Below are 23,807 nucleotides of genomic sequence, written 5' to 3' on the forward strand. Positions count from 1 at the left end.
CAGGGAGGAGCTTGAATGAGCAAGGATACCCTCAAAGATAACGTTGAAACCGTTGACAAGGAAGCTGAGATTTCAATAATTGGAAATCCTAACGTCGGAAAGACTTCTCTATTCAACCTTTTAACGGGCACAAAGCAATATGTTGCCAATTGGCCAGGGGTTACAGTAGAGAAGAAAATAGGAAGTTTTAAGTATAAAGGTAAAACCTTTAAATTAGTTGATCTTCCAGGTGTTTACACCCTTTCAGCTAAAAGTGAAGACGAGAGAGTTGCTAAGGATTACTTAATAAGTAATACTTCAGAGATAGTAATTGTCGTAGCAGATGCTTTGAACTTGGAAAGTTCTATGTTTTTATTGTTTCAACTTATAGAAATAGGCGTGAAGACTATTTTGGTTATAAACTCCGTAGATGAAGCTCGGGAAAAAGGACGAATCATCGATCCATCCCCGATTTCCAAAACTTTAAACATCCCTGTCATATTGACTTCCGCCAAGACAGGTGAAGGTAAGGAAGAACTTTTAGAAGAAGCATATAAGCTTTCAAAAGAAAAAAATCTTACAAAAAAGAAAATAATGTATCCAGAAGAAATAGAGAATTTTATCAATTTTTTTCAAGACAAAGTTTCAAAGTTTCCTAAAATAAGTTCAAAATATCAAAATTATATAGATAGTAGTTGGTTACCAATATATTTTTTAGAGTTTGGAAGTGAAGATTTAGAACTTCCCCAAGATTTTTTGACTGAGTTAAAAGAAAATTTTGATATAGAAGAACTTAAAAACAAATATTTAAATTGGAAGTTTAATTTCATTTCTTATCTAGTTAGTTCTTCGATAATAAAAGAGGGTATAGACTGGTCTTTGAGAGATATTTTAGACCACGTTTTTACACATAAGATTTTGGGAATATTGATATATGTTTTTGCTTTGTTTGCAGTGTTTTCTCTAACATTCAGCCTCGCTCAACCGTTATCGGATTTGCTGGATTCGACTTTTACTTTTTTGGGTAATTCTATCAGCGAATTTGTAACTATTCCTTGGTTGGAATCACTACTAGTTGATGGGGTTATAGCTGGCGTTGGTGGTGTTTTAGTTTTTATTCCACAGATTTTTATCTTATTTTTCTTCTTAGGATTCTTGGAAGAATCGGGATATTTACCAAGGGCGGCCTTTTTAGTCGACAGAATTGCCAGGAATTTTGGATTAAGTGGTAGATCTTTTATGTCTATTATTTTAGGTTTTGGTTGTAACGTTCCAGCCATTATCTCTACTAAAACGATTGCCAATAAAAAAGAAAGATTAGCTTTAATTCTTAGCCTTCCCTTTGCATCGTGTAGTGCAAGGTTACCCGTTTACATTCTTTTAATAAGTGCATTCTTTTCAACACATGCAGCCACTATAATGCTGCTAGTCTATTTATCGAGTATAGCGTTAGTCTTAATATCCTCAAAATTTTTACAAAGATTCATTACCCAATCAGAAGATATCCCCTTCATCATAGAACTGCCGAGGTTTAGGATGCCTACTTTAAAAAATTTATCCATTTATACATGGAACAGAGGAAAGCACTTTTTACAAAAAGCTGGAGGCATAATTTTAATAGCCACCGTACTAATTTGGTTTTTGTCTTTCTTCCCTAATTTCGGAACAGATATAAACAGTAGTTTTGCCGCTTCTATAGGGAGAGTGTTTGAACCTTTAACCAATCACTTGGGATGGGATTGGAGAATAAACACCGGCTTGATTTTTGGTGTCGCTGCAAAAGAAATAGTTGTGTCTTCCTATGCCACAATTTTTAATGTTGGAGAAGGCTCTTTAACCTATGCCTTACAAAATGCATTAACCCCAGCATCTGCTTTAGCACTCATATTCTTCGTTATGGCTTATATTCCTTGTTTTGCAACGTTAGCCACGATTAAAGCGGAGACAAATGGGTGGAGATGGGCTGTTTTTAGTTTTATTTACACCACTGTCGTTGCTTATCTTATAGCTAATTTGGTGTTTTTTGTGGGAGGTATTTTTCTATGAAGCACAAAAACTTGACACTTTCTTTGATAGCAATATTATCGATTATTTTCATGTTGCTAAATATACAGAAAAACTTTTTCTACGTCTTTTCTTTTTTTGTTATATTTTTAATTTCGATCTACGGTTTTTCTAATGATAATAGAATATGGTATCATAAATCTGCCCATATAATAGTTTCTTCTTTTATCGGTCTATTTCTTTTAGCTTATGAAATCTTGGATATTTTGTTCACTATGCTTGCGGGTGAATTTTCTGAAATAAATTTAAATATTTATGTTATAATCTTTGGTATACTAAGCATAATCATATTCTTTTTAGAATTGAGGTATCTAAGAAAAAAGAGAAATGAAGCATTGAATAAGGAGGAACAATAAATGTTAAAAGATATATTAAATAATGATTTAAAAAAATATATGAAAGAAAAAAATACCCTTGCTTTAAATGCGGTTAGATCGATAATATCAGAGATTAAGAATAAAGAGGTTGAAAAAGGTTCTGAATTAACAGAGGAAGAAATAGTCCAGTTGATAAAAAAACAGATAAAAATGAGAGAAGATTCCATTGAACAATTCGAAAAAGCAGATAGGAAAGATCTTGCTGAAAAAGAAAGAAAAGAAGTTGAGATCTTGCAAGAGTACCTTCCTGAGCAGCTTTCTGACGAAGAATTGAAAAAAATAATAGAAGAAACTATAAACGAAGTTAATGCAACATCAAAAAAAGATTTTGGCAAAGTTATGAAATTAGTAATTCAAAAGGTTCAAGGAAGGGCCGATGGAAAGAAAATAAGTGAAATACTGTCGACACTTTTAAATTAACATATAACTAATATGTGATATAATAATACTAGAAAGAATTTCTTTGGAGGTGTTTTTTGCAGTGCTCACAATAGTTTATTCGGTTTTATTATTAGGGATTTTAGGGTTTGCTTCCGGTACTTTTTTAGCATTTGCGGCAAAAAAATTTGAAGTAAAGGAAGATCCAAGAGAAGCTATTGTTAAAGCCGTATTGCCAGGTAATGACTGTGGATCTTGTGGTTATCCTGGATGTGCAGCCTTCGCAAAGGCATTTGTCAAAGGTGAGGTTGGAAAAGACGGTTGTGTTCCTGGCAAATCTCAAGGTGTCCCAGAACTTTTGGAGAAAATATCTAAGATGTCTGTTGACGAATTGAACAAAATATATGAAGAAAGCGGGGAAGACGATTCTAAAATTTTAAAACTACTAAAACAAAATTAAAAAGGGGGGATCAAATTGATCGATCCTATATCCTCTCAACAATACAAGCCACTTTATCTAAGTAGTTTTGATTATGGAAGTGATCAACTTCCACACACGAGTAGTCAAAACATTAACCAGAGTCCTACAATGTCCAAGGAAGAGATGGAAAAACTTTTATCTTTTGTAATTTACAAACAAACTGGAATTTCGATGAAATTAGTTAGAACCGTTGGTGAATTGTATCAGGGTCAAAATCTAGATGTTTTAACGTAAGTAAAATTTTCATAATTGCGGGCCAAGATTGCCCGCAATTTTAAATAAAGGAGGATTTTCCTTGTATCCAAAGGTTTACGCTTACTTAGAAAGGATTCAAGAAAATGCAAGATTTTTAAAATCATTGTGTACTGATTCGGGTGTAGAAATAATAGCTGTCACTAAAGTAGTTTGTGGTGAACCTACAATAGCTCATGCACTTAAAGAATGTGGAATTGAAATACTGGGTGATTCAAGGATTCAAAACATAAAGAAAATGAGGAATTCTGGTATAAAAGGACCTTTTATGTTACTTCGCATACCCATGATCTCTGAACTTGATGATGTGGCAAATTATGTTGATTATACTTTAATAAGTGATTTAGAGATAAGTAAGAAATTGGGGAGTGTTTCTTCTAAGTTCAATAAGAGATCTAAAGTCATCTATATGGTTGACGTGGGTGATCTGAGAGAAGGAGTTTGGTTTGAAAAAGCTGTTTCTGAGGTTTCAAATGCCATTGCTATAGAAGGAATAGAGATTGTTGGAATAGGCACAAACTTAGGATGTTTTGGTGGAGTAATCCCTGATGAAACTAATATGCAAAGGCTCGTAAAAATAAAGAAAGAAATCCAAAGAGAAACTGGAAGAACTCTAGATATAATCTCCGGGGGAAATACCGCTGCCTTACCTTTAATTGAAAAAGGAAGTTTACCAAAGGGTATAAACCAATATAGACTAGGCGAATCGATCATCTGTGGAATGGACGCAACTAACAACCGCAACGTTCCAGGGACAAGGCAGGATACGATAATCTTGGAAGCAGAAATTGTGGAATTAAAAGAAAAACCTTCCGTCCCCTACGGCAACATTGGTTATGATGCATTTGGTCGTAAACCAAAATTTGAAGACAAAGGTAATAGAATAAAAGGCATTTTAGCTGTGGGAGAACAAGATATTAATCCTACAAGTATGTATCCGTTGGATGACGATATTGAAATACTCCATGCAAGTAGTGATCATACAATCGTAGACTTAACTGAATCTAAAGTGAGGTATAAAGTAGGAGATAAGATAAGATTTAGGTTAGGTTACTCCTCTGTTTTGAGGGCCTTTACAAGTCCTTATGTTGAAAAGGTGATACTTTAATGTTTGCTTTTGTAAACACTCTTTTTGTAATAGCAATGATCCTTTTTATAATTTCAACCGTATTTTTATGGAGATCTGCTAAAATGATAAGAAACGGTAGTAAAAGTTCTGATGAAGACGTAAAAAAAATGGACAAAAAAGGACTGGTAGGCCTTTTAATAAGTGTTGGAATTTTTGTTTTATCTTATTTTTTGAGCTTATTAGTTTGATCGAGGTGGATACAAATGGAACTTACTTCTTTTACCCCTCCTAATAGTAAAGAAGCTGAAGAGTCGGTCATAGGTAGCATCTTTTTAGACCCTTCCATACTTCCTGACGTGATCGAAGAGGTAAGATGGGAAGACTTCTACTACGAAAACAATAAGATAATATTTAAAGTTATGGAAGAACTTTTTGACAAAGGGGAACCTGTTGATACTGTATCGGTGATTGAAAAACTAAGAGAATCCAATCTTTTACAGAAAATCGGTGGAGAAGATACAATAATTTATTTAGCTCAGGTTGTCCCAACAACGGCTAATGTGATGTATTACACCCAAATTGTAAAAGAGAAAGCCCTTTTAAGAGCTTTAATAAACGCATCTTCGGAGATAGTTGATGCCGTAAGAAATATTGGAGATGCTCAAGAAGTTTTAGAATATGCAGAAAAGAGAATATTTTCCATAGCCGAAGCCCGTGCAACCAGAACATACGATCTTTTATCCAATGTAATGCATGATGTTTTTGAACAGATAGAAGAATTGAAGAACAGAGCTCAAAAAGGCGAGGGAGATCTCGTTACGGGTGTTTCTACTGGATTCAAAGCTTTAGACAGGATGACTTCAGGATTTCATAGATCTGAGTTAATTATCATCGCCGCTAGACCATCCATGGGTAAAACGTCTTTTGCCGCAAATATTGCAACTAACATGGCTTTACAGGCAAATGTTGCCGTGGCAATCTTTAGTTTGGAAATGTCGAAAGAACAGTTAGCTAACAGAATTTTATGTTCTGAGGCAAAAGTCGATTTACACAAGGTTAGAACTGGACAAATTTCTGATGAAGAGTGGGAAAAATTAGTACAAAAAGCAGGAGAATTATCGAAATCAAGACTTATCTTTGACGACGAACCAGATCTAACTCCCAGAATGCTGAGGGCAAAAGCAAGGAGAATGAAAAGAGAATATGGTATAGAAGTAATTTTTATCGATTACTTACAATTGATGACTTCTAGATCTAAAGGTTATGAGAGCAGGCAACAAGAAATAACAGATATATCAAGGTCCCTGAAATTGCTCGCTAGAGAGTTAAATATCACCGTAGTTGCTTTGTCTCAACTTTCCCGTGCAGTTGAGCAAAGAGAAGATAAAAGACCTCGTTTAAGTGATCTCAGAGAATCAGGAGCAATTGAACAGGATGCTGATGTCGTTATGTTTTTGTATAGAGATTCATATTACAAAAGAAAAAAAGATGAGCCCGGTAAAGATTCTTTAAATGATGAACATGAAGCAGAACTTATTGTAGGTAAGCAAAGAAACGGACCGGTTGGAACCATAAAACTAACTTTCAATCCTAAACTTGCAACTTTTTACACCTCTGATAGAGGATATCAGTAACTGTAAAAATAAGATTTTAATTTAAAGGGTTACAGGGCAGAGCCCAGTTTGCGTCAGTGTGCAAACAATTTTTTAAATGATTTTGACCTTGATTTGGGGTTTTTAAGGGGAATCTCCTTAATGTTTGGGTTTAAGGGACCGCAGGTCCTTTCCTTAGAAGGGTGGGGAGCGGGGCGAAGGGGCGCTGAAACAAGTTTTTAGCTTTTTAAAAAAATGGAATAATATATTGAATGGAGGTAAAATATGAATGAAGACAACTTAGAAAATCTAATATTGGAAATAATAGATAAAAAGCCTATGATACAAAAAGAACTCTACGAAAATCTAAATGCATTTCAAAAATCGGAAAAGGCTAAAATCAGAAGAATACTAAAAAAACTCCTAAATGAAGGAAAAATAATTAAAGATTCACAAAACAGATACAGAAAATTAGATGAAAACATGGCTGTTGGAACCATCGAATTCACGAAGAGTGGAAATATAGCTTTTGTACAATGCCCAGATGGAAGCGAAATTGCTGTGAAGGTTGAAAATTCTGGAATCAGTTTGCATAAAGATTTAGTTTTGGTTGAAATAATAGGTAAATGGCGTGATTTAAAAGAAGGCAGGGTAGTTAGAATATTAAAAAGAGGATTAAAATATGTGGTAGGTGAGTTCGTAAGAAAAGGGATCTTTGGATTCGTTATACCTATTGATGGAAAAATAAATACCGATTTTTACGTAGCCCCAGAAAGTATAGGAAAAGCTAAAAATGGTCAAATAGTGAAAGCATTGATAACAAAATATCAATCTCCCACGAAAAAACCAGAGGTGGAGATAGTCAATGTCCTTGGTGACAAAGATGACCCTTCCATAGATTTGCCTATAGTGATCTTCAAGCATGATTTACCTGAGCCAGGTTACTTCCCTCCAAAAGTGGTACAAGAGGCTAAAGAACTTCCAAATAAACTTTCTGAAAATGAAATTAAAGACAGAAAAGATTTTAGAAAAGAAACTATATTTACTATCGATGGTGATACGGCAAAAGATTTTGATGATGCCGTTGGTATAAAAAAGTTAGATAACGGCAATTATTTACTCGGGGTACATATAGCAGATGTATCTCATTATGTAAAAAATAACAGTGCTCTTGATAGAGAGGCATACAAACGTGGTACAAGCGTTTACTTAATCGACACCGTTATCCCAATGCTTCCATTTGAGTTATCCAACTGGATATGTTCTTTGGTTGAAGGTGAAGATAGATTGACAATGTCCCTACTAATGGAAATTGACCCTTATGGAAACTTGGTAAACTCAAAAATATACAATGGAGTGATAAGAAGTACCAAAAGATTGACCTATAGAAAAGTTAATGAACTCCTATCTGACAATTGTAGTGAAGAAGTAAAAAAAGAAATAGGCTTTTTAAAGCCAGATCTTGAGATGATGAAAGAACTGATGGAAATACTTGGTGCAAAAAGAAAAGAAAGAGGCTCGATAATTGACATTGAAAGCAATGAAGTATACTTTGAATTCGATGAAAAAGGCTATGTAAAGGATATCATCCCTGTGGAAAGAGGCATATCGGAAGAAATGATCGAAGAGTTCATGGTTTTGGCCAACGAAACAGTTGCTTCATACTTTGATGTTCAAGGCTTACCTTTTATATATAGAATCCACGAAAATCCGGATCCTGATGTATTACTTCAATTGCGAAATTATCTGGATATGTTGGGAATAAATGTAAAGTTTCCTCAAAATATTCATCCGAAGGTCCTACAGGAAATATTGGAAAAAACAAAGAATCATCCTTTAAGTAAAAATATTCAGATGATGCTTGTTAGGTCTATGAAGAGGGCATTGTACTCTGAAGAAAACGTGGGACATTTTGGTCTTGCTTCATCATCCTATACACATTTCACATCACCAATAAGAAGATACCCTGACTTAGTGGTTCATAGATTGCTGAAAGAGTTCATCAAACATAAAGGAACCCTTTCAAAAAAAGAAATAAAGAAGTATTCTGAAATGCTTCCTGAAATAGCTAAAAATTCTTCTGAAATGGAAAGGGTCGCAGATCAAGCTGAGTGGGATCTAATAGATATGAAAAAAGTTGAATACATTTCAAGGCATATAGGAGAAGTCTTTTGGGTGTACATAACAGGCGTCACAAGGTTTGGTTTATTCGTAGAAATACCCCAAAAGATGATAAGTGGATTGATACATATATCAGAGCTGAGCGATGATTATTATATCTACGATGAACGTGACAATACGTTGAAAGGTGAAAGAACCGGCAATATTTATAGGATCGGAGATAAGTTACAAGCCAAGGTGGTAAGAGCAGATAAAATTGGAACGGAAGTAGATTTTGTTCCATATACGGAAGATGATTTTGAAAAATTGAAAAAGGAACATCCTCATGCCAAAATAAAAGTTAACAAAAAAAATAAGAAAAAAAAGAAAAAATCATAATTCATTCCCAAATCTCTGGTTCAACCTCTAGATCCACCTTGTATTCGTCTTTTACAATACGTTTTACATACTCAATTAATGAAATCACATCATTGAAAGTAGCGTTACCTTTGTTGATTATAAAACCTGCATGTTTTGTTGATATTTGAGCTTCGCCTATGGAAAAGCCTTTCAATCCTAAATTTTCTATCGTAGTACCCACAAAAAAATCTGGTTTCGGTCGTTTGAATATACTCCCCGCAGATGGTAAATCGATTGGTTGTTTTTCCCATCTGCGGATTGAAAAATCTATCAATTTACTTTTGATCCTTTTAAGGTCATCTTTTTTTAGTAAAAATTTAGTGGATAGAAGGACGAAAGAACCTTTCTGGAGAATACTGGTTCTATAACCAAACTCTAAATCACATTTATTTAAAGTCTTGATTTTTCCATCCTTTAAATCGAGTACCGTTGTTTCCACAACGACATCCTTCATCTCACCATCGTAGGCTCCTGCATTCATGTAAACTCCACCGCCTACACTTCCTGGAATGCCACATGCAAACTCAAGTCCAGAGTATCCATCTTCTGATAGCAAAAAAGAAAGAGCAGATAAAGACATCCCGCTCTGTGCTTCTACAATCAAATCCATATTATTTTTTTCTTCAAAATTCATTTTATTTAAGTATTTCGTGGAAAGTACCACAAATTTTAAAGGCTCATCACTTACGATGAGGTTGGTTCCTTGACCTATAATTCTGAAAGGAATGTTCCTTTTAACTAATTGCGATAAAGCATTCACAAAAGCATTTAAAGTTCTAGGGAATAAGATATATGGAACAGACCCTCCTATTCTAAAACTCGTATAATATTTGAGAAATTCATTTTGTCTAATATCGCATCCATCTGTGTACAAACTAAGTTTAAGATCTTCTGAAATCATTGAATACTCCTATATTAATTATGCGTACTCTTCTTTATAATCCGAATTCAACTTTTCTAACCACTCAGGTTCTTTTCCATAACCGAACATATCCATCAAATCTCCACAATGTTTTTGAAGTATCTGCGCTTTCTTTTTATCCCAATTTTTCCAATGTGGTATCTTATATTCATCCGACGCTGAGTTTATTTTCTTCTTTAGGAAAGAAGGCTCAAAAGTATATTTTCTACTGAATCCATCTTCAAACTTCGTGGAAAATTCTAATAGATCAATAAAATTCTCTTCTTTTTTCTCACCGAGGAATAAGTCTTCGTATCGATATAATTTGAAATTCTTTTTATTTTTCATAGATTCTAATACCAAAGTATTCAGTTTATTATAATACCAGGCAAACTTTTCAAATTTACTCATGCTATTCCATTTCATCGAGTAGGGATCGTCTTTGAAATGGAAAGCTCTCATACTCATTCCTAAAAATGAAAAATCAACTTTACTATACAATAAATAAACAGGGGAACTTATAGCTGAACGGATCCATGTTCTTGGATCCCTTATAATAAACACGACTTTACTATTAGGAAAGACATCTCCCAATAGATCTATAACCCCATGAAGATGGTTACTTGATTCGACGTACAAACTTTCCTTTGTTTCCTCCAAAATTTGTTTTCTCAAACCCTTTATATACTCTTTTGCTTTTTCATCGGTTATTTTCCCTCTTCTCCTGTAAGTACTCAACTTACACATGGATTTGGAAGGCAAAAACTGCCCTACGGTCATTTGATAAAAACCGAACCTTTTTATATCATCTCTCCATTTTTTTAGATCTTTAATAAACACATTCGCAGGTTCATGGACCGCATAACAATCTTCAACCATTTTTGATAAACTTTTTGCAAGGAATCTCGTACCTGTTCTTCCGGTTGAAGTGATAAATACACAATGTTTATCAAAAACATTATCCACTTCATTGCCTCCTTTCACAATTATAGGGCATCTATTCTTTTTAACATTTCTCTTAAGGATTCAGGATCGGTATATAATATACCTTTAATCCCTACTTCTTCGGCAGCCGTTATATTCTCAATAATATCATCCACAAAAAAGGTTTCTTCTGGGTTCAAATTATACCTATTAAGCAAAAGTTGATAAATTTCCTTTTCGGGTTTCAATAGTTTCTCCTTGTAGGAAATAATCATTCCATCAAAGATATCAAAAAACGAGTAGTTTCTTCTTATATAATTGAAGGCTTCTTCATGAAAATTAGACAATATGAAAAGTTTGTTGTTTTCTTTCAACTCAGGTAGAATTTCTATGTTTTCGGTTATGGGATGAAGATAATTCTTCCATTCTTGGAGCAATATATCTATTTCTTCTTTTAAATCAGGATTTTTCTCGATGAAAATCTTTTTGGCTTCCTCAAAAGACAAGGTCCCCCTATCCAATTCTTTCCATATACTTGTTTTAAAAACAGCCTCTTTTAACTTCCTTTTTATAATCGGATCTTTGAATAGACCATCTAAAATCTCATCCGGATCGAATTTAAAAAGGACATTTCCCAAATCAAAAACGATATTTCTCAAAAAAATTCCTCCCACTTTACTTTTTACACTATCACTAAATTTTATCACAAAAATATTAAAAGAGTAAAAACAAAGATAAAGTAAGATTTTTTACTGTTAAAGACCCCATATTTCTTCAAAGGTATGAGGGGTTTCACAATATTCACATATTAACTGATTCTCTTCATTTCTAATGAAAGAAACCTGTACGTTTTCGTTGTTTTGAGGGTTGGTTATACAGTTTTCGTTTTTACACCTTAACTCTTCGAAACCGTATATAATAGGCGGTAAAGAAATCCTATATTTTTCTTTGACTCTTCCACCTTCAATAATATTTACAGTTGTATTTGGAGATATAGCTGAAAGCTTTTTTATATCTTTCTTTGATAGATGAACGTCAGGCAAACTAATGTAGCCCTTTAATCTACCGTCTGCTGATCTAAATATTCCGTCTGCACTATCAATATTATAAAACTTCAAAATCTTCCTTATTTTCATGATTGTCTCGTATATCTTTTCTGGACTTTGTCCTTTGGCTATGTGATCTATTACAGTTCCATTTTCAATCGGCTTGATCCCTCTTTTCCCTTCGCTCAACAATCCTTTTTTACCATCTTTTATCGGAGCAGGGATAATGAAATCATCTTCATTAATTTCAAGATGTTTTCTTGAGGTATCAAAGGGGGCGGTTAAAGCTCCGCCTAACATAGAAAGTAAGATTATCCTTGTCCAATATCCGTTTATTGCCTGTTTTTCCCATCCATTAAGCGGTAAGGGGTCCAAGAAGGTTGGAATAGTGGGGTAAGTTTTGTGACGAGGGAGAGGGTGATAAAATTTTACGTTTTCGGAAATAAGGGGGAGAAATTCTTTTGTAAAAGTCACACTTTTTCTCAAAATATGTTCTTTTTCTAGAATATCTTCCCCCATTCGTTCTAATTGAAGCCTTGTGAAATACCAAATATTTGCTTTTTTACCTTGTTTTAGGTACTCTTCTATGGAAGAGAAGATTCTAACGTTGTACCCTTTTTGCTTCATTTTGCTAATATAGTGTTTTGGCATCTGTAATTCTTCTGGCGCTATCAAATCAACCTCCACATTTTTAAATATTTTTAAACCTTCAACTTTGGAATGGACCGTCCTTCCATGAAGAAGATCACCAATGAGAGCTATATGAATATACTCGTTGCTGAAATCCATCTGTTCTAAAAATGTGAATTCATCTAAAATCTCTTGAGTAGGATGTTCGTGCTTACCATCTCCCGCGTTTATAAAAGAAGGATGTGGTAGGTTATGCCTTGAAGCAAATTCTGACACCTTCTCGTCTAGTAACTTACAAGTACCTTCCAATTTTGATCTGATAATGAATATAGAATAATCTGAATAGCCAGTTAACATGTTGAAGGTATCTATATAACTTTCTTTCTTATTAAATGAGGAGTGTTCGGATTCGAAGATGTTGATTTTAGCGTTTTTGTGGAATTTAGAAGCATTAACGAAGGATTCTTTGGTTCTGGTACTTGGTTCGAGGAATACTATGTAAATGCCTGTTTGGTTTTTTATTTGAAACTCAGTATGATCTTCTTTATTTGCCCATTTTGTTTTTAGCCTTTTTGTCTGGTTGTAAAGAAATAACTGCTCTTCAACCGTTAAATCATTCATAACCGTTAAACTTCTCCCTAAAAAATCATTTTTCATATGAATCCCTCCCAAGTAATTTCTTTTCTACTCTCTCTAAAATTCTAAAACCTCTTTTAGTAACCCTTCGCCCCGCGACCTACCCAAATTTCTCATGAGTTTAAGCAAAATTACTTTTTGTATTATACCATTTTTTTGTAATATAAACAATATTGACAAACACAATATACAGTGGTATGATATAAAATATAGCACAATAAATTGAGTCTTTTGTAAATTAACTTGATACATAAATATAAGGGGGTTGAAAAATATGGATTTAGATTCTATCAAAGACAGTTTGTTGTTGAAACCTGTAACTATAAAGAAAGGTCCTGAAGGGGATTCAAGGAAAGAGAATTTAATTAAAGAACAGAAAAAACGCAGCTTACACAATTATTCAAACACAGAAAAAATGAGTTTTGATGTAAGGAAAACGATAAATGAATACATTAAAAAGGAAGATTGGCGAACTAACGAAAATTCAAACACTACTTATTCCTATCCGGGTTTGTACTTACACTTAGCAGGCAGCGCTTTGGCAAATTATGTGTTAAATGAAATATACCCTTCAGAAATATCACAGGCTCATTCATCCGGCGCTTTACATATTCACGACTTATCCCATGGTCTAGTCGCTTACTGTGCAGGGTGGTCACTCATGGATCTAATAAAGAAAGGTTTTGGAGGTGTGGAAGGAAAAATTAATGCCAAACCTGCCAAACACCTATCTGCCTTAACTGGGCAAATGGTGAATTTTTTGGGTGTTATGCAAATGGAATTTGCAGGTGCTCAGGCTTTTAACTCCGTAGATACTTTACTTGCGCCCTTTGTGAGGGCAGATAAATTAAGTTATGACGAGGTGAAACAGTTCATTCAACAAATGGTCTTCGCAATGAACGTACCTTCTAGATGGGGATCACAACCACCTTTTATAAACTTCACGCTTGATTGGACAGTTCCTGATGATCTAAAAAATGAACCTGCAATTGTTGGCGGAAAGGGAATTGGAGTATATGGAGATTATCAAAAAGAGATGAATATGGTGAACAAAGCCTTCTTGGAAACTATGATTGAAGGAGATGCAAATGGCAGAATTTTTTCTTTCCCCATCCCAACTTACAATATTACCAAAGAATTTAATTGGGAAGGTGAAAATGTTGATTTATTGATGGAAGCCACAGCCAAATATGGGTTACCCTACTTCCAAAACTTTATCTCAAGTTCTTTGAATCCGGGCGATGTAAGAAGTATGTGCTGCAGGTTACAACTTGATCTAAGGGAATTAAAAAATAGAGGTGGAGGACTTTTTGGCTCAGCAGATAAAACAGGTTCCATAGGTGTAGTAACAATCAATCTTCCTCGAATAGGATATATATCTAAAACCAAAGAAGAATATTTTGAAAACTTAAAATCGATGATGGATTTAGCGAAAACTTCTTTAGAAATAAAAAGATACGTGGTAGAAGAAAATCTTTCCAAAAATCTTATGCCTTATACAAAAGTTTATTTGGGACATTTCAACAACCATTTTTCAACCATAGGAATAATAGGAATGCATGAATCACTTTTAAATTTCATGGGAAGAGGTATTGAAACCACTGGGGGAAAAGAATTTGCAATAGAAGTTTTGAATTATATGAGATCGGTTTTGAAAGATTATCAAGAAGAAACTGGAAACCTATACAACCTCGAGGCGACACCTGCAGAGGGAGCATCTTATCGGTTAGCTAAAAAAGATAAACAACTTTATCCTGACATAATAACTTCAGGTGATAATGAACCGTACTACACAAACTCGACATTTTTACCAGTAGGAATCACCGAAGACCCATTTGAAGTACTTGAACATCAAGCACCTTTGCAAACTTTATACACATCCGGTACAGTATTACATATCTTTTTGCAGGAAAAACCCCAAGCAAGTACTTTAAAAACTTTTATTAAAAAAGCTTTTAGTCAATACCCTGTTCCATATATGACCATAACGCCAACTTTTTCCATTTGCGAAACCCATGGTTACATTGCAGGAGAACATTTTGAATGTCCCATTTGTGGCAAACCTACCGAAGTTTATTCAAGGGTTGTTGGATATTACAGGCCTGTGAAAAGTTGGAATAAAGGAAAACAGCAAGAATTCAAAGAAAGAGTGGAATACAAAGTATGAAAATCGCATCTATGCAAAAAGTAAGCTTTATTGATTACCCGGACAAAATAGCTGCCGTGCTATTTTGTCCCTATTGTAACCTAAGATGCCCCTATTGTCATAATCCTGAATTAGTTTTTTTCACAGGCCAATTGGTTAACGAAGAAAGTATATTTTCTTATTTGAAATCAAGAGTCGGGATTTTAGAAGGGGTTGTCATCACCGGAGGAGAACCAACTCTACAAAAAGATATAAGAGATTTTATCATTAAAATAAAAGATATGGGATTTTCGGTAAAGCTTGATACCAACGGACACAATCCAAAAGTTTTAAATACGGTTATAGATATTGTAGATATGATTGCGATAGACATAAAAACCAGCTGTCAAAAGTATAAAACTATCGGTGGAAATTGTGTTATACTAAAAGAAAGCTTGAATCTACTAAAAGATTTCAAAAGGGATCTGATTTTAAGAACCACACTATACCCACCCATGACAACAAAAGACGATTTAGAAGAAATGAAATCAATTATACCAGATGATTTAAAATACTCAGATTGGATGTACAATGAATACAGAGACATTAAAACCCTTGAAAAATATATAAAAGAACACAACGAAGTAACAAGGTAACCCACGATCAAAAGCTATTCTCCTGCTGGGTTAGGAACCGCAGGCCCTTCCTTAGAAGGGTGGGGAGCGTTTGCTACAGTATGCAAACTATGTTTTTTAAATGTTTTTAACCTTGAATTTGGGGTTTTTAAGGGGGAACCCCCTTAATGTTCAAGGGTGGGGAGCGGGGCGAAGGGGCGCTATATATAAAGTTTTAGAATTTCTAAAGACGGTAATCAAAAATAAAAACGGAGGTAAAATTATGAAACTCGTCAGATTTCAAAAAGATGGAAAAATAAGTTACGGCGTGTTGGAAGAAAACATTATAAAAGTTATTAACGGCGATATCTTTGACAAATTCACAGTTACCGATAATGTCTACACCCTCAATGAGGTTACGTTAAAGGCTCCTTGTACTCCTAGCAAAATCGTTTGTGTTGGCTTAAACTATCGAGATCATGCGGAAGAAATGAAGGACAGAATCCCACAAGAACCGGTTCTCTTCATAAAACCGTCAACGGCTGTGATTGGACCAAAAGAGAGTATTATATACCCAAAAATGAGCAATCAAGTAGATTATGAGGCAGAACTTGCGGTTATAATTAAAGACAAAATCAAAGACATAGAAGAAGACCACGTAAAAAAACATATCCTAGGGTATACTTGTTTTAACGATGTTACCGCCAGGGACTTACAGAAGAAAGATGGACAGTGGACACGAGCAAAATCCTTTGATACTTTTGCGCCCTTTGGTCCCACAATTGTAACGGATATTGATCCAAGTAACCTAAATATCCAACTTTTACTCAACGATCAAATCAAGCAAAACTCAAATACTAATCAATTGATCTTTTCTGTGGAAAAACTCGTAAGTTTCATATCAAAAATAATGACCCTAAATCCGGGCGATGTAATTGCTACAGGCACACCCTCAGGTGTGGGACCGATGAATGTTGGAGATAAAGTGGCAGTTAAAATAGAGAAAATAGGGATACTAGAAAATTATGTTAGAAACTATGCATCTATGCACTGATTATAGATGCAGTGAATAGTTGATATCACTCATCTATATAACCCAAATTTTTCAATCTTTTTTTGATCGCCTTTATTTCCTCTTCGGTCAGTGTTTCAATTTGGTTAGTGGATTTGTTATTCTTTTTGGTTTGCTGAATTTCTTCAGAGGACACCAAATCTCTAAGCACAAACACAACAAACTCTGTAACACTGGAATAACCAGTATTTTCTACTATGGATTTAAGTTTATCATACAACGGTTTTGGTATTTTTAATGTCACCTTATCAGACATGAAAGTCACGCTCCAAATGATCCTTTTAATTGTATTATATCACGTCGTTTTTGATTAATCAAAGGTCTTTCTTTTTGAAAGATCTTTATGTTGTTATTTGTCTATAGCTTCTTTAAAAGGAGTGGCTTAATGAACAAAAAAATCGTAATAATCGGATTAGATTGTGCTTCACCAAATTTAATCTTTGATGAATTTTTTGATGATTTACCAAATTTAAAAAAAATTATGGAAAATGGAGTGTACAATGAATTAGAGTCGACTATTCCTCCAATAACTGTACCAGCCTGGATGAGCATGTTTACAGGTAAAGATCCTGGTGAGCTTGGAATATATGGCTTTACAAATAGGCAAAATTATGATTATCACTCTTTCTCGTTGGTTTCTTCCAAAAGCGTGAAATATAAAAAATTGTGGGATATTTTTACACAAAAAGGCAAACAAAACATCGTGATAGGCGTACCATTGACTTACCCTCCTTCTCCCCTGAAAGGACATATGATTACTGGATTTTTAACACCTTCTTTTGAATCAAATTATACTTATCCAAAATATTTAAAAAATGAATTGACAGCTAATACAGGACATTTCATTTTTGATGTAAATGATTTTAGAACCGAAGATAAAGAAAGACTGTTAAAAGATATCTACGATATGACTAATAATCACTTTAAAATCGCGAATTATTTAGCAAAAAACAAACCCTGGGATTTGTTTGTAATGGTTGAAATGGGGACAGACAGAATTCACCACGGATTTTGGGCTTTGCACGATAAAAAACATCCAAAACATATAAAAAGTAGATTTAATTCTGCCATTAGAGATTATTATATTCATTTAGACAACAAGATAGGAGAATTTTTGAATGGTATTCACGGCGATTTCGACGTTATAATAGTATCAGATCACGGCATAAAACCTATGTACGGTGGCATAGCCATTAACGAGTGGCTCATCAAGAAAGGCTATTTGGTTTTAAAGGAGTATCCAAAAAAGCCCGTTTCTATAAATAAATTGATAAGAGAAAAAAAGATAGATTGGGGTAAAACCAAAGTGTGGGGAAATGGTGGCTACCATGGCAAGCTATTTTTTAACATAAAAGGAAGGGAACCTTTAGGGGTAATTGAAAAAAATGAATTAGATAATTTCAAAACTAAGCTTATACAAGAGCTGAAAGACATTAAGAATGAAGATGGAAATGAGATGAATACAAACGTGTATGAACCCCAAAAAATTTATAATAAGGTAAATAATATTCCTCCCGATTTGATTGTTTACTTTGATGATCTATCTTGGAGATGTCAAGGTACCATAGGTAATGAAAGCATTTACACACATAACAACGATATTGGTCCTGATGATGCCAATCACGCCAGCCATGGGATTTTTATAAGCAGCAACAAAATTCTGAAAATCAACAAAATTACCGATTTTTTTAATTCGATAGTTTATAATTATTTGTCTGATTGAAATTAAAATACGATCATTCTAATGCTTAGAAAAGTAATAATACAACCAAGAGAAATCATCAACACTTTAGCAGGAATTTTCTTGGTTATCAAAGCGGCGATTGGAGCTGCCAAACTTCCCCCAATAATTAATCCAATAATAACGCTCCAATTGAATTGTGATAGCAAGGCAAAGAATGCCACAACTTCAGAAATAGTAACAAAAAACTCGGCAGCATTCACTGAACCTATAGTCTTTCTCGGATTCTTTCCATCAGAAACTAACGTTGATGTAACGATAGGCCCCCATCCTCCACCTCCAATGGCATCGAAAAAGCCTCCCAAAAGACCTAAGATAGAGTAATGCCTCCTTCTTGTAATCTTCTCTTTTGAATGTTTATGCATGGTGGTAACTTTGTACAATATTCTTATCCCCATAATCAATAAATAGATACCAATGAACGGTTTGATTTTGTCTCCGTCTATATTTGTCAAAATATAAGCCCCCAAAACTCCCCCGATTACACCAGGTATCAAAAGTTTTTTGAAAAGGCTATTATCAACGTTACCAAGTTTTAGATGAGAAAATCCTGATATAGATGTTGTGAAAATCTCAGCAAAATGAACTGAGGCACTTGAGATAGCAGGAGGTACGCCAACAGTTAACAATAAAGCATTTGAAATAGTACCATAAGCCATTCCCAAAGCCCCATCTACGACTTGGGCAAGGAATCCTACTATTATAAAAAACCATAAAGTTTCCACTCTCTATCCCTCCATCCCTTTATTAATACTCCTTATTGAGTATTATACTCCAATTAGAGTGTAACGTCAAGTAAACTTTTAACTTTCAATTAAGCCCTTATAATTCCTCATGGGTGGGTACTGGGAGGAAGGGCGCCAAAAAAGTTTTAGAGTTTTTAAAGACGGTATAAATAATTTTCTAAAAATGATGTAAAATATATAATGAAAAGGTAATATTTGCAACAATCAATTTATCTTGCTATAATACATATCCGCACAGTGAAATATAATATGGAGGTGGTTATATGGTTAAGATAGCGGTGGTTGGAGCGGGTAATGGAGGCCAGGCATTAGCTGGATATTTAGCCATGAAAGGGTTCGATGTATCTCTCTTTAATAGGTCAAAAAGGAGAATATCTCCCATCATAGACTCACATTCAATAAGAATAGAAGGTCAAGTAGTAGGTGAATATCATATATCTTTTGCCACAACAAATATGGAAGAAGCAATAAAGGGAAGAAAGTTAATTATGGTAGTTGTTCCTGCCTTCGCACATAAAGAGATAGCAAAGAGGATGGCCCCTTATTTAGAAGATGGCCAAATAATAGTGTTAAATCCCGGTAGAACAGGTGGTGCATTAGAATTCAACAATGTATTGAAAGAAGAAAATGTGAAAAAAAACGTCATACTTGCCGAAGCTCAAACTTTCATTTTTGCCTCAAGAATGTCCAATCCTGGGGTAGCTAAAGTGTTTAGAATAAAAAATGCCGTTCCTGTTTCTGCACTACCCGCTACCAGAAATGCTGAATTAGAAGAAGTATTGTGTACTGCCATACCTGAGTTTGAAATAGTTAAGAATGTAATTTACACCAGTTTTAACAATATTGGAGTTGTTTTTCACCCTGCTACATTAATACTGAATGCAGCAAGGGTTGAAACAACAGCAGGAAAGTTTGAATTCTACTTCGAAGGGATCTCCCCATCCGTAGCAAAGGTTTTGGAAAAAATAGATGAGGAAAGATGTAAGGTCATGGAGCTTTTTAACGCCGATCCCATGACCGCGAAGGATTGGCTAAACTATGCATACGATGTAAGAGGAAACTCTTTATACGAAGCTATTAGAAACAATGTTGGTTATAGAGGCATATATGCACCGCCAACGTTGGATAACAGGTATATTCTTGAAGATCTTCCAATGAGTCTTGTACCTATCTCATCTTTTGGAGAAGAATATGGTGTGAAGACCCCTGTAATTGATTCTATCATAAATCTTGCCAATATAATGATGGGAAAAAATTTTTGGAAAGAGGGTAGAACCGTAAAAGATTTGGGTTTAGAAGGAATGAGCATAGAAGACATAATAAGACTTGTTGAGGAGGGAGAATGATGAAAAAGATCCTTGGTGCTTCTATGGGAAGTGACGTACATACAGCAGGTCTTTTAAACTTTTTGGAATTAGCTCGAAATGAAGGGTATGAGGTTATTTACTTAGGTGGAGCGGTTCCAATCGAGAAAATTATTAAAAAGATAGACGAAGAAACCCCAGATGTTGTTTCAATAAGTTACCGTTTGGGAGCTGATGCCTTCGAAAATCTTATAAAAGAATTTATAGAAAAGGCTAAAAAATTAAAAAATTATGAAAACATTGACTTTATCTTTGGAGGAACTGTTGAAACCTCACAGGTTGCAAGAAAATACGATTTCTTTAAAAAGATCTTTGATGGTTCAGAGGAAGAAGAAGATGTAGTTTTGTTTTTAAGAGGTCAAATTAAATATAAAGAAGAGAAAAATTTTCCCTCAACCTTAGCCGAAAGGATCGCCTTTAAATCCCCATATCCGCTAATTAGGCACCATATTGGGCTTCAAACAATTGAGGAAACCATCGAGGAGATCAAAAAACTCGCAGAATCTGAACTCTTGGATATCATCTCTTTGGCACCTGATCAAAACTGTCAGCAATACTTTTTTGAGCAAGAAAAGATGGACCCCAACCAGGACGGAGCAGGAGGAGCTCCCATTAGAAATGAAAAAGACTTTGTTGCCATGTATGAAGCCAGTCGAAGAGGCAATTATCCTTTAGTAAGATGCTACTCTGGAACCAACCACATGGTCGAATTTTCCCAAGTTTTAAAAAGAACTATCAACAACGCATGGGCAGCGATACCCATATTTTGGTATTCTGAACTTGATAGAAGGTCTGAAAGGAACTTATTAGATGCGATAAAAGAAAATATGGAAGGAATAAAGTGGAATGCCAGGAACAACATCCCTGTAGAAATTAACGACGCCCACCAATGGGAACTAAGGTATGCGCACGACAGTTTAGCTGTTGCAACTACTTATTTAGCTGCTTATGTAGCGAAAAAACTTGGTGTAAGATGGTATGTTCAACAATATATGATGAACACTCCTCCAAAGTTATCTCCAAAGATGGATATAGCTAAGTCTTTAGCAAAATTAGAATTGGTGGAAACACTAAAGGATGAAACCTTTACACCTTACAGGATGATAAGAACTGGACTTCTTTCTTTTCCAGCCGACCCCAACAACGCAATGGGTCAACTTGTTTCTTCCATGTTTTATTCATCTTACTTACAACCACATATAATCCACGTGGTGGCGTACTGTGAAGCAATGAAAAGGGCAACTTCAAAAGAAATAATAGAAAGTGTGAAGATGGTAAAAAGAGCAAACTCTTTGGCATCTCGTGGCTTACCTGATTTTGCCAGCGATCCTGAGATCAAAGAAAGGGTAAATTTATTGAAAGAAGAAGCCATGGTTATAATAGAAAAAATTAAAAGTCTCTCCCCTCAAAAAGAGGATCCTTTAACTGATCCTGAAACTCTTTATTTAGCGGTAAAAAAAGGGATTTTAGATGCAGTTGGGTTACAAGGCAACTCTGTTGCCAAAGGGCAAATAAAATCTGCTGTAATTAATGGAGCTTACGAAGCTGTGAATGAAAACGGTGAAGTGTTGAGAGAAAAAAACAGATTATCATAGCAGCCATAATATAAGTCCGGTAATGGAATGTTTAATATTTATAATATTAGGATAACAAAAGAACTATAAAATTTTTTATAGGTGATATGTAATGAAATTTTTTAATTTATTTGAGCCGCTTTTCAACAACGTTATTTATGTTATTTTAATAATAGCCTTCATAAGTAGATTGAAAGGCTTCAAAAAAATGCTTATAAAAGATAAGTTTGAAACAAAGGATAAAATATTTTTAGGGATTTTCTTTGGTTTATTTGGAATACTCGGCACTTATCTCGGGACAAATGTGGATGGAGCTATTGCAAACACAAGAAATGTTGGAGTTATCGTGGGTGGAGTACTTGGTGGACCTTTGGTTGGATTATTATCTGGTTCTATAGCTAGTATTCATAGGTTTTTAATAGATATAGATGGAATAACTACATTTCCATGCGCAATAACAACTTTTTTCAGTGGAATACTTGCGGGTTTAATATACAAATATTCTCCTTTAAATAAAAGATGGCTTTACGGGATGCTTATGGGTCTTACAGCAGAATCCGTAAGTATGCTTTTAATACTGCTTTATTCGAAACCTTTTGAAAGGGCGCTAAATATCGTTAAAAGTATTTTTCTTCCTATGCCTATAATAGTTGGAGGTGGCATAGCTGTAGTTTTACTGATATTATCAGATCTGTACAGACAAAGGGATGAGATGCAAGCTGAACAAGCACATTTAGCATTAAAGATTGCAAACAAAACATTACCTTATTTTCGAGAATATTCTTATGATTCTTTAAAAAAAGCTTGTGAGATAATAAGAGAAGAAATTAAAGCTGCCGCTGTATCGATTACTGACAACGAAAAAATTTTGGCACACGTTGGTCTTGGTAGCGATCATCATATTGTCGGGGATTATTTTTCTACCGAAGCTACCAAAAGTGCTATTGAAAATAACGAAATAAAGATTTTATACAATAAAAGAGAAATCGGATGCAAACGAAATGATTGCCCCTTAAAATCTGCAATTGTAGTACCTTTAACTCAAGCAGACGAGGTTGTTGGAGCATTAAAAATTTATTTCCCCCAAGAAAATTTAGTAACCTTAAGAGATATCTTTCTGGCCAAAGGTCTTTCACAATTAATATCTACCCAAATAGAAATTAGTAAAATAGAAAAACTAAAAATAATGGCAAAAAAAGCTGAGTTGAAAGTCTTACAGGCACAAATAAATCCTCATTTTCTTTTCAACGTTTTAAATACAATAATGTTCTTCACAAGAACAGACCCAGAGAAAGCAAGAAAATTAATACTTAACTTTTCTTCTTTTTTAAGATACAACTTAGAAATTGACAGAAGTTTCGTCAGTATAAAAGAAGAAATACAACATGTAAAATCATATTTTGAAATTGAAAAGGCAAGATATGGTGATAAGATTTCTTTAGACATTTTTATGGAAGAAGATATAAACTTTAATATTCCGCCCTTAATAATACAACCTCTGGTAGAAAATTCTATAAAACATGGGATCATGGAAGGAAAAAGGAAAGGTAAAATAACAATTAATATTGGTAAGACCGACTATAATGAATTTTTTGTTGAAGTATTAGATGATGGTAAGGGAATCGATGATGAAACAATAAAAAAAGTGGTTCTCTTCCAAAAAGTGTGGGTAGAAAAAATGAAATATGAACAAATGATTAAATAATCTGGTATCATGTAAGA

22 protein-coding genes are annotated in these 23,807 nt (G+C 34.4%); 16 read left to right on the forward strand and 6 right to left on the reverse strand.

Annotation, left to right across the window (positions count from 1 at the left end):
* Nucleotides 1-15 precede the first annotated feature (15 nt).
* The 9 genes from feoB (at nucleotide 16) to rnr (ending at nucleotide 8,691) form a co-directional block, all read left to right on the forward strand.
* Nucleotides 16-2,025, forward strand: coding sequence for a ferrous iron transport protein B (feoB, locus tag ACW9JY_RS02990; protein ID WP_457283333.1), 2,010 nt, complete (start codon nucleotides 16-18; stop codon nucleotides 2,023-2,025).
* Nucleotides 2,022-2,399: a hypothetical protein gene (locus tag ACW9JY_RS02995; RefSeq protein WP_457283334.1), complete on the forward strand. Its 378-nt coding sequence runs from the start codon at nucleotides 2,022-2,024 to the stop codon at nucleotides 2,397-2,399. The genes feoB and ACW9JY_RS02995 overlap by 4 nt, the downstream gene beginning before the upstream one ends.
* Nucleotides 2,400-2,840 carry a GatB/YqeY domain-containing protein gene (locus ACW9JY_RS03000; RefSeq protein ID WP_457283335.1) on the forward strand — a complete coding sequence of 147 codons (441 nt, stop codon included), beginning with the start codon at nucleotides 2,400-2,402 and terminating at the stop codon, nucleotides 2,838-2,840.
* A gap of 61 nt (nucleotides 2,841-2,901) precedes the next feature.
* Nucleotides 2,902-3,258 (forward strand): RnfABCDGE type electron transport complex subunit B, encoded by a 357-nt coding sequence (locus tag ACW9JY_RS03005; protein WP_457283336.1) that lies wholly within the window; start codon nucleotides 2,902-2,904, stop codon nucleotides 3,256-3,258.
* A 15-nt stretch (nucleotides 3,259-3,273) separates the two neighbouring features.
* The gene (locus tag ACW9JY_RS03010) at nucleotides 3,274-3,513 is read left to right on the forward strand and encodes a hypothetical protein (RefSeq protein ID WP_103064957.1); all 240 of its coding nucleotides are present in this window, start codon (nucleotides 3,274-3,276) and stop codon (nucleotides 3,511-3,513) included.
* A gap of 61 nt (nucleotides 3,514-3,574) precedes the next feature.
* Complete coding sequence (locus ACW9JY_RS03015; protein ID WP_457283337.1) at nucleotides 3,575-4,639, forward strand: alanine/ornithine racemase family PLP-dependent enzyme; 1,065 nt, start codon at nucleotides 3,575-3,577, stop codon at nucleotides 4,637-4,639.
* Nucleotides 4,639-4,848 carry a hypothetical protein gene (locus tag ACW9JY_RS03020; RefSeq protein WP_103064959.1) on the forward strand — a complete coding sequence of 70 codons (210 nt, stop codon included), beginning with the start codon at nucleotides 4,639-4,641 and terminating at the stop codon, nucleotides 4,846-4,848. The genes ACW9JY_RS03015 and ACW9JY_RS03020 overlap by 1 nt, the downstream gene beginning before the upstream one ends.
* Nucleotides 4,849-4,863: 15 nt before the next feature.
* Entirely contained in the window at nucleotides 4,864-6,234 is a 1,371-nt protein-coding gene (gene dnaB / locus ACW9JY_RS03025; RefSeq protein ID WP_103077405.1) for a replicative DNA helicase, read from the forward strand.
* A 243-nt stretch (nucleotides 6,235-6,477) separates the two neighbouring features.
* On the forward strand, nucleotides 6,478-8,691 hold the full coding sequence (rnr, locus tag ACW9JY_RS03030) for a ribonuclease R (RefSeq protein WP_457283338.1): 2,214 nt from the start codon (nucleotides 6,478-6,480) through the stop codon (nucleotides 8,689-8,691).
* A gap of 1 nt (nucleotide 8,692) precedes the next feature.
* Here rnr and murB read toward each other — a convergent pair whose 3' ends face one another.
* From murB to ACW9JY_RS03050, 4 genes are all read right to left on the reverse strand, one after another.
* Nucleotides 8,693-9,613, reverse strand: coding sequence for a UDP-N-acetylmuramate dehydrogenase (murB, locus tag ACW9JY_RS03035; protein WP_457283339.1), 921 nt, complete (start codon nucleotides 9,611-9,613; stop codon nucleotides 8,693-8,695).
* Nucleotides 9,614-9,631: 18 nt separating this feature from the next.
* Nucleotides 9,632-10,579, reverse strand: coding sequence for a sulfotransferase (locus ACW9JY_RS03040; protein WP_457283340.1), 948 nt, complete (start codon nucleotides 10,577-10,579; stop codon nucleotides 9,632-9,634).
* A 20-nt stretch (nucleotides 10,580-10,599) separates the two neighbouring features.
* The gene (locus ACW9JY_RS03045; RefSeq protein ID WP_457283341.1) at nucleotides 10,600-11,196 is read right to left on the reverse strand and encodes an HAD family hydrolase; all 597 of its coding nucleotides are present in this window, start codon (nucleotides 11,194-11,196) and stop codon (nucleotides 10,600-10,602) included.
* Nucleotides 11,197-11,292: 96 nt separating this feature from the next.
* Complete coding sequence (locus tag ACW9JY_RS03050; RefSeq protein WP_457283342.1) at nucleotides 11,293-12,870, reverse strand: bifunctional aspartate carbamoyltransferase catalytic subunit/aspartate carbamoyltransferase regulatory subunit; 1,578 nt, start codon at nucleotides 12,868-12,870, stop codon at nucleotides 11,293-11,295.
* Between the two features lie 253 nt (nucleotides 12,871-13,123).
* Here ACW9JY_RS03050 and ACW9JY_RS03055 point away from each other — a divergent pair, with 253 nt between their 5' ends.
* The 3 genes from ACW9JY_RS03055 (at nucleotide 13,124) to ACW9JY_RS03065 (ending at nucleotide 16,642) form a co-directional block, all read left to right on the forward strand.
* Nucleotides 13,124-15,016, forward strand: a complete 1,893-nt coding sequence (locus ACW9JY_RS03055) for a ribonucleoside triphosphate reductase (protein WP_457283343.1) — start codon at nucleotides 13,124-13,126, stop codon at nucleotides 15,014-15,016.
* On the forward strand, nucleotides 15,013-15,630 hold the full coding sequence (locus ACW9JY_RS03060; RefSeq protein ID WP_103077542.1) for an anaerobic ribonucleoside-triphosphate reductase activating protein: 618 nt from the start codon (nucleotides 15,013-15,015) through the stop codon (nucleotides 15,628-15,630). The genes ACW9JY_RS03055 and ACW9JY_RS03060 overlap by 4 nt, the downstream gene beginning before the upstream one ends.
* A gap of 241 nt (nucleotides 15,631-15,871) precedes the next feature.
* Entirely contained in the window at nucleotides 15,872-16,642 is a 771-nt protein-coding gene (locus ACW9JY_RS03065) for a fumarylacetoacetate hydrolase family protein (protein ID WP_457283344.1), read from the forward strand.
* Nucleotides 16,643-16,667: 25 nt separating this feature from the next.
* On the opposite strand, the gene ACW9JY_RS03070 is transcribed toward ACW9JY_RS03065, so the two are convergent.
* Nucleotides 16,668-16,916, reverse strand: a complete 249-nt coding sequence (locus tag ACW9JY_RS03070) for a CopG family transcriptional regulator (protein ID WP_233187753.1) — start codon at nucleotides 16,914-16,916, stop codon at nucleotides 16,668-16,670.
* 129 nt (nucleotides 16,917-17,045) lie between these two features.
* Here ACW9JY_RS03070 and ACW9JY_RS03075 point away from each other — a divergent pair, with 129 nt between their 5' ends.
* Nucleotides 17,046-18,383: an alkaline phosphatase family protein gene (locus tag ACW9JY_RS03075; RefSeq protein ID WP_457283345.1), complete on the forward strand. Its 1,338-nt coding sequence runs from the start codon at nucleotides 17,046-17,048 to the stop codon at nucleotides 18,381-18,383.
* A 2-nt stretch (nucleotides 18,384-18,385) separates the two neighbouring features.
* Here the strand turns inward: ACW9JY_RS03075 and ACW9JY_RS03080 are convergent, their stop codons facing one another.
* Complete coding sequence (locus tag ACW9JY_RS03080) at nucleotides 18,386-19,126, reverse strand: sulfite exporter TauE/SafE family protein (protein WP_457283346.1); 741 nt, start codon at nucleotides 19,124-19,126, stop codon at nucleotides 18,386-18,388.
* A gap of 284 nt (nucleotides 19,127-19,410) precedes the next feature.
* Between ACW9JY_RS03080 and ACW9JY_RS03085 the strand changes: the two genes are divergently transcribed.
* From ACW9JY_RS03085 to ACW9JY_RS03095, 3 genes are all read left to right on the forward strand, one after another.
* The gene (locus ACW9JY_RS03085) at nucleotides 19,411-20,493 is read left to right on the forward strand and encodes an NAD/NADP octopine/nopaline dehydrogenase family protein (RefSeq protein WP_457283347.1); all 1,083 of its coding nucleotides are present in this window, start codon (nucleotides 19,411-19,413) and stop codon (nucleotides 20,491-20,493) included.
* Nucleotides 20,493-22,106: a cobalamin-dependent protein gene (locus tag ACW9JY_RS03090; RefSeq protein ID WP_457283348.1), complete on the forward strand. Its 1,614-nt coding sequence runs from the start codon at nucleotides 20,493-20,495 to the stop codon at nucleotides 22,104-22,106. Before ACW9JY_RS03085 ends, ACW9JY_RS03090 begins: the two co-directional genes overlap by 1 nt.
* A 91-nt stretch (nucleotides 22,107-22,197) precedes the next feature.
* Complete coding sequence (locus tag ACW9JY_RS03095) at nucleotides 22,198-23,790, forward strand: LytS/YhcK type 5TM receptor domain-containing protein (protein ID WP_457283349.1); 1,593 nt, start codon at nucleotides 22,198-22,200, stop codon at nucleotides 23,788-23,790.
* The last annotated feature ends 17 nt before the right edge of the window (nucleotides 23,791-23,807 follow it).

Source organism: Petrotoga sp. DB-2 (genome assembly GCF_054051725.1).

Excerpts from the sequence above, each read along its gene's own strand:
- ACW9JY_RS03070 (WP_233187753.1), bottom strand. The coding sequence starts at position 16,916 with ATGTCTGATAAGGTGACATTAAAAATACCAAAACCGTTGTATGATAAA.
- ACW9JY_RS03065 (WP_457283344.1), top strand. The coding sequence starts at position 15,872 with ATGAAACTCGTCAGATTTCAAAAAGATGGAAAAATAAGTTACGGCGTG.
- ACW9JY_RS03095 (WP_457283349.1), top strand. The coding sequence starts at position 22,198 with ATGAAATTTTTTAATTTATTTGAGCCGCTTTTCAACAACGTTATTTAT.
- ACW9JY_RS02995 (WP_457283334.1), top strand. The coding sequence starts at position 2,022 with ATGAAGCACAAAAACTTGACACTTTCTTTGATAGCAATATTATCGATT.
- rnr (WP_457283338.1), top strand. The coding sequence starts at position 6,478 with ATGAATGAAGACAACTTAGAAAATCTAATATTGGAAATAATAGATAAA.
- ACW9JY_RS03090 (WP_457283348.1), top strand. The coding sequence starts at position 20,493 with ATGAAAAAGATCCTTGGTGCTTCTATGGGAAGTGACGTACATACAGCA.
- ACW9JY_RS03060 (WP_103077542.1), top strand. The coding sequence starts at position 15,013 with ATGAAAATCGCATCTATGCAAAAAGTAAGCTTTATTGATTACCCGGAC.
- ACW9JY_RS03000 (WP_457283335.1), top strand. The coding sequence starts at position 2,400 with ATGTTAAAAGATATATTAAATAATGATTTAAAAAAATATATGAAAGAA.
- ACW9JY_RS03085 (WP_457283347.1), top strand. The coding sequence starts at position 19,411 with ATGGTTAAGATAGCGGTGGTTGGAGCGGGTAATGGAGGCCAGGCATTA.
- murB (WP_457283339.1), bottom strand. The coding sequence starts at position 9,613 with ATGATTTCAGAAGATCTTAAACTTAGTTTGTACACAGATGGATGCGAT.
- dnaB (WP_103077405.1), top strand. The coding sequence starts at position 4,864 with ATGGAACTTACTTCTTTTACCCCTCCTAATAGTAAAGAAGCTGAAGAG.
- ACW9JY_RS03055 (WP_457283343.1), top strand. The coding sequence starts at position 13,124 with ATGGATTTAGATTCTATCAAAGACAGTTTGTTGTTGAAACCTGTAACT.
- ACW9JY_RS03075 (WP_457283345.1), top strand. The coding sequence starts at position 17,046 with ATGAACAAAAAAATCGTAATAATCGGATTAGATTGTGCTTCACCAAAT.
- ACW9JY_RS03050 (WP_457283342.1), bottom strand. The coding sequence starts at position 12,870 with ATGAAAAATGATTTTTTAGGGAGAAGTTTAACGGTTATGAATGATTTA.
- feoB (WP_457283333.1), top strand. The coding sequence starts at position 16 with ATGAGCAAGGATACCCTCAAAGATAACGTTGAAACCGTTGACAAGGAA.
- ACW9JY_RS03020 (WP_103064959.1), top strand. The coding sequence starts at position 4,639 with ATGTTTGCTTTTGTAAACACTCTTTTTGTAATAGCAATGATCCTTTTT.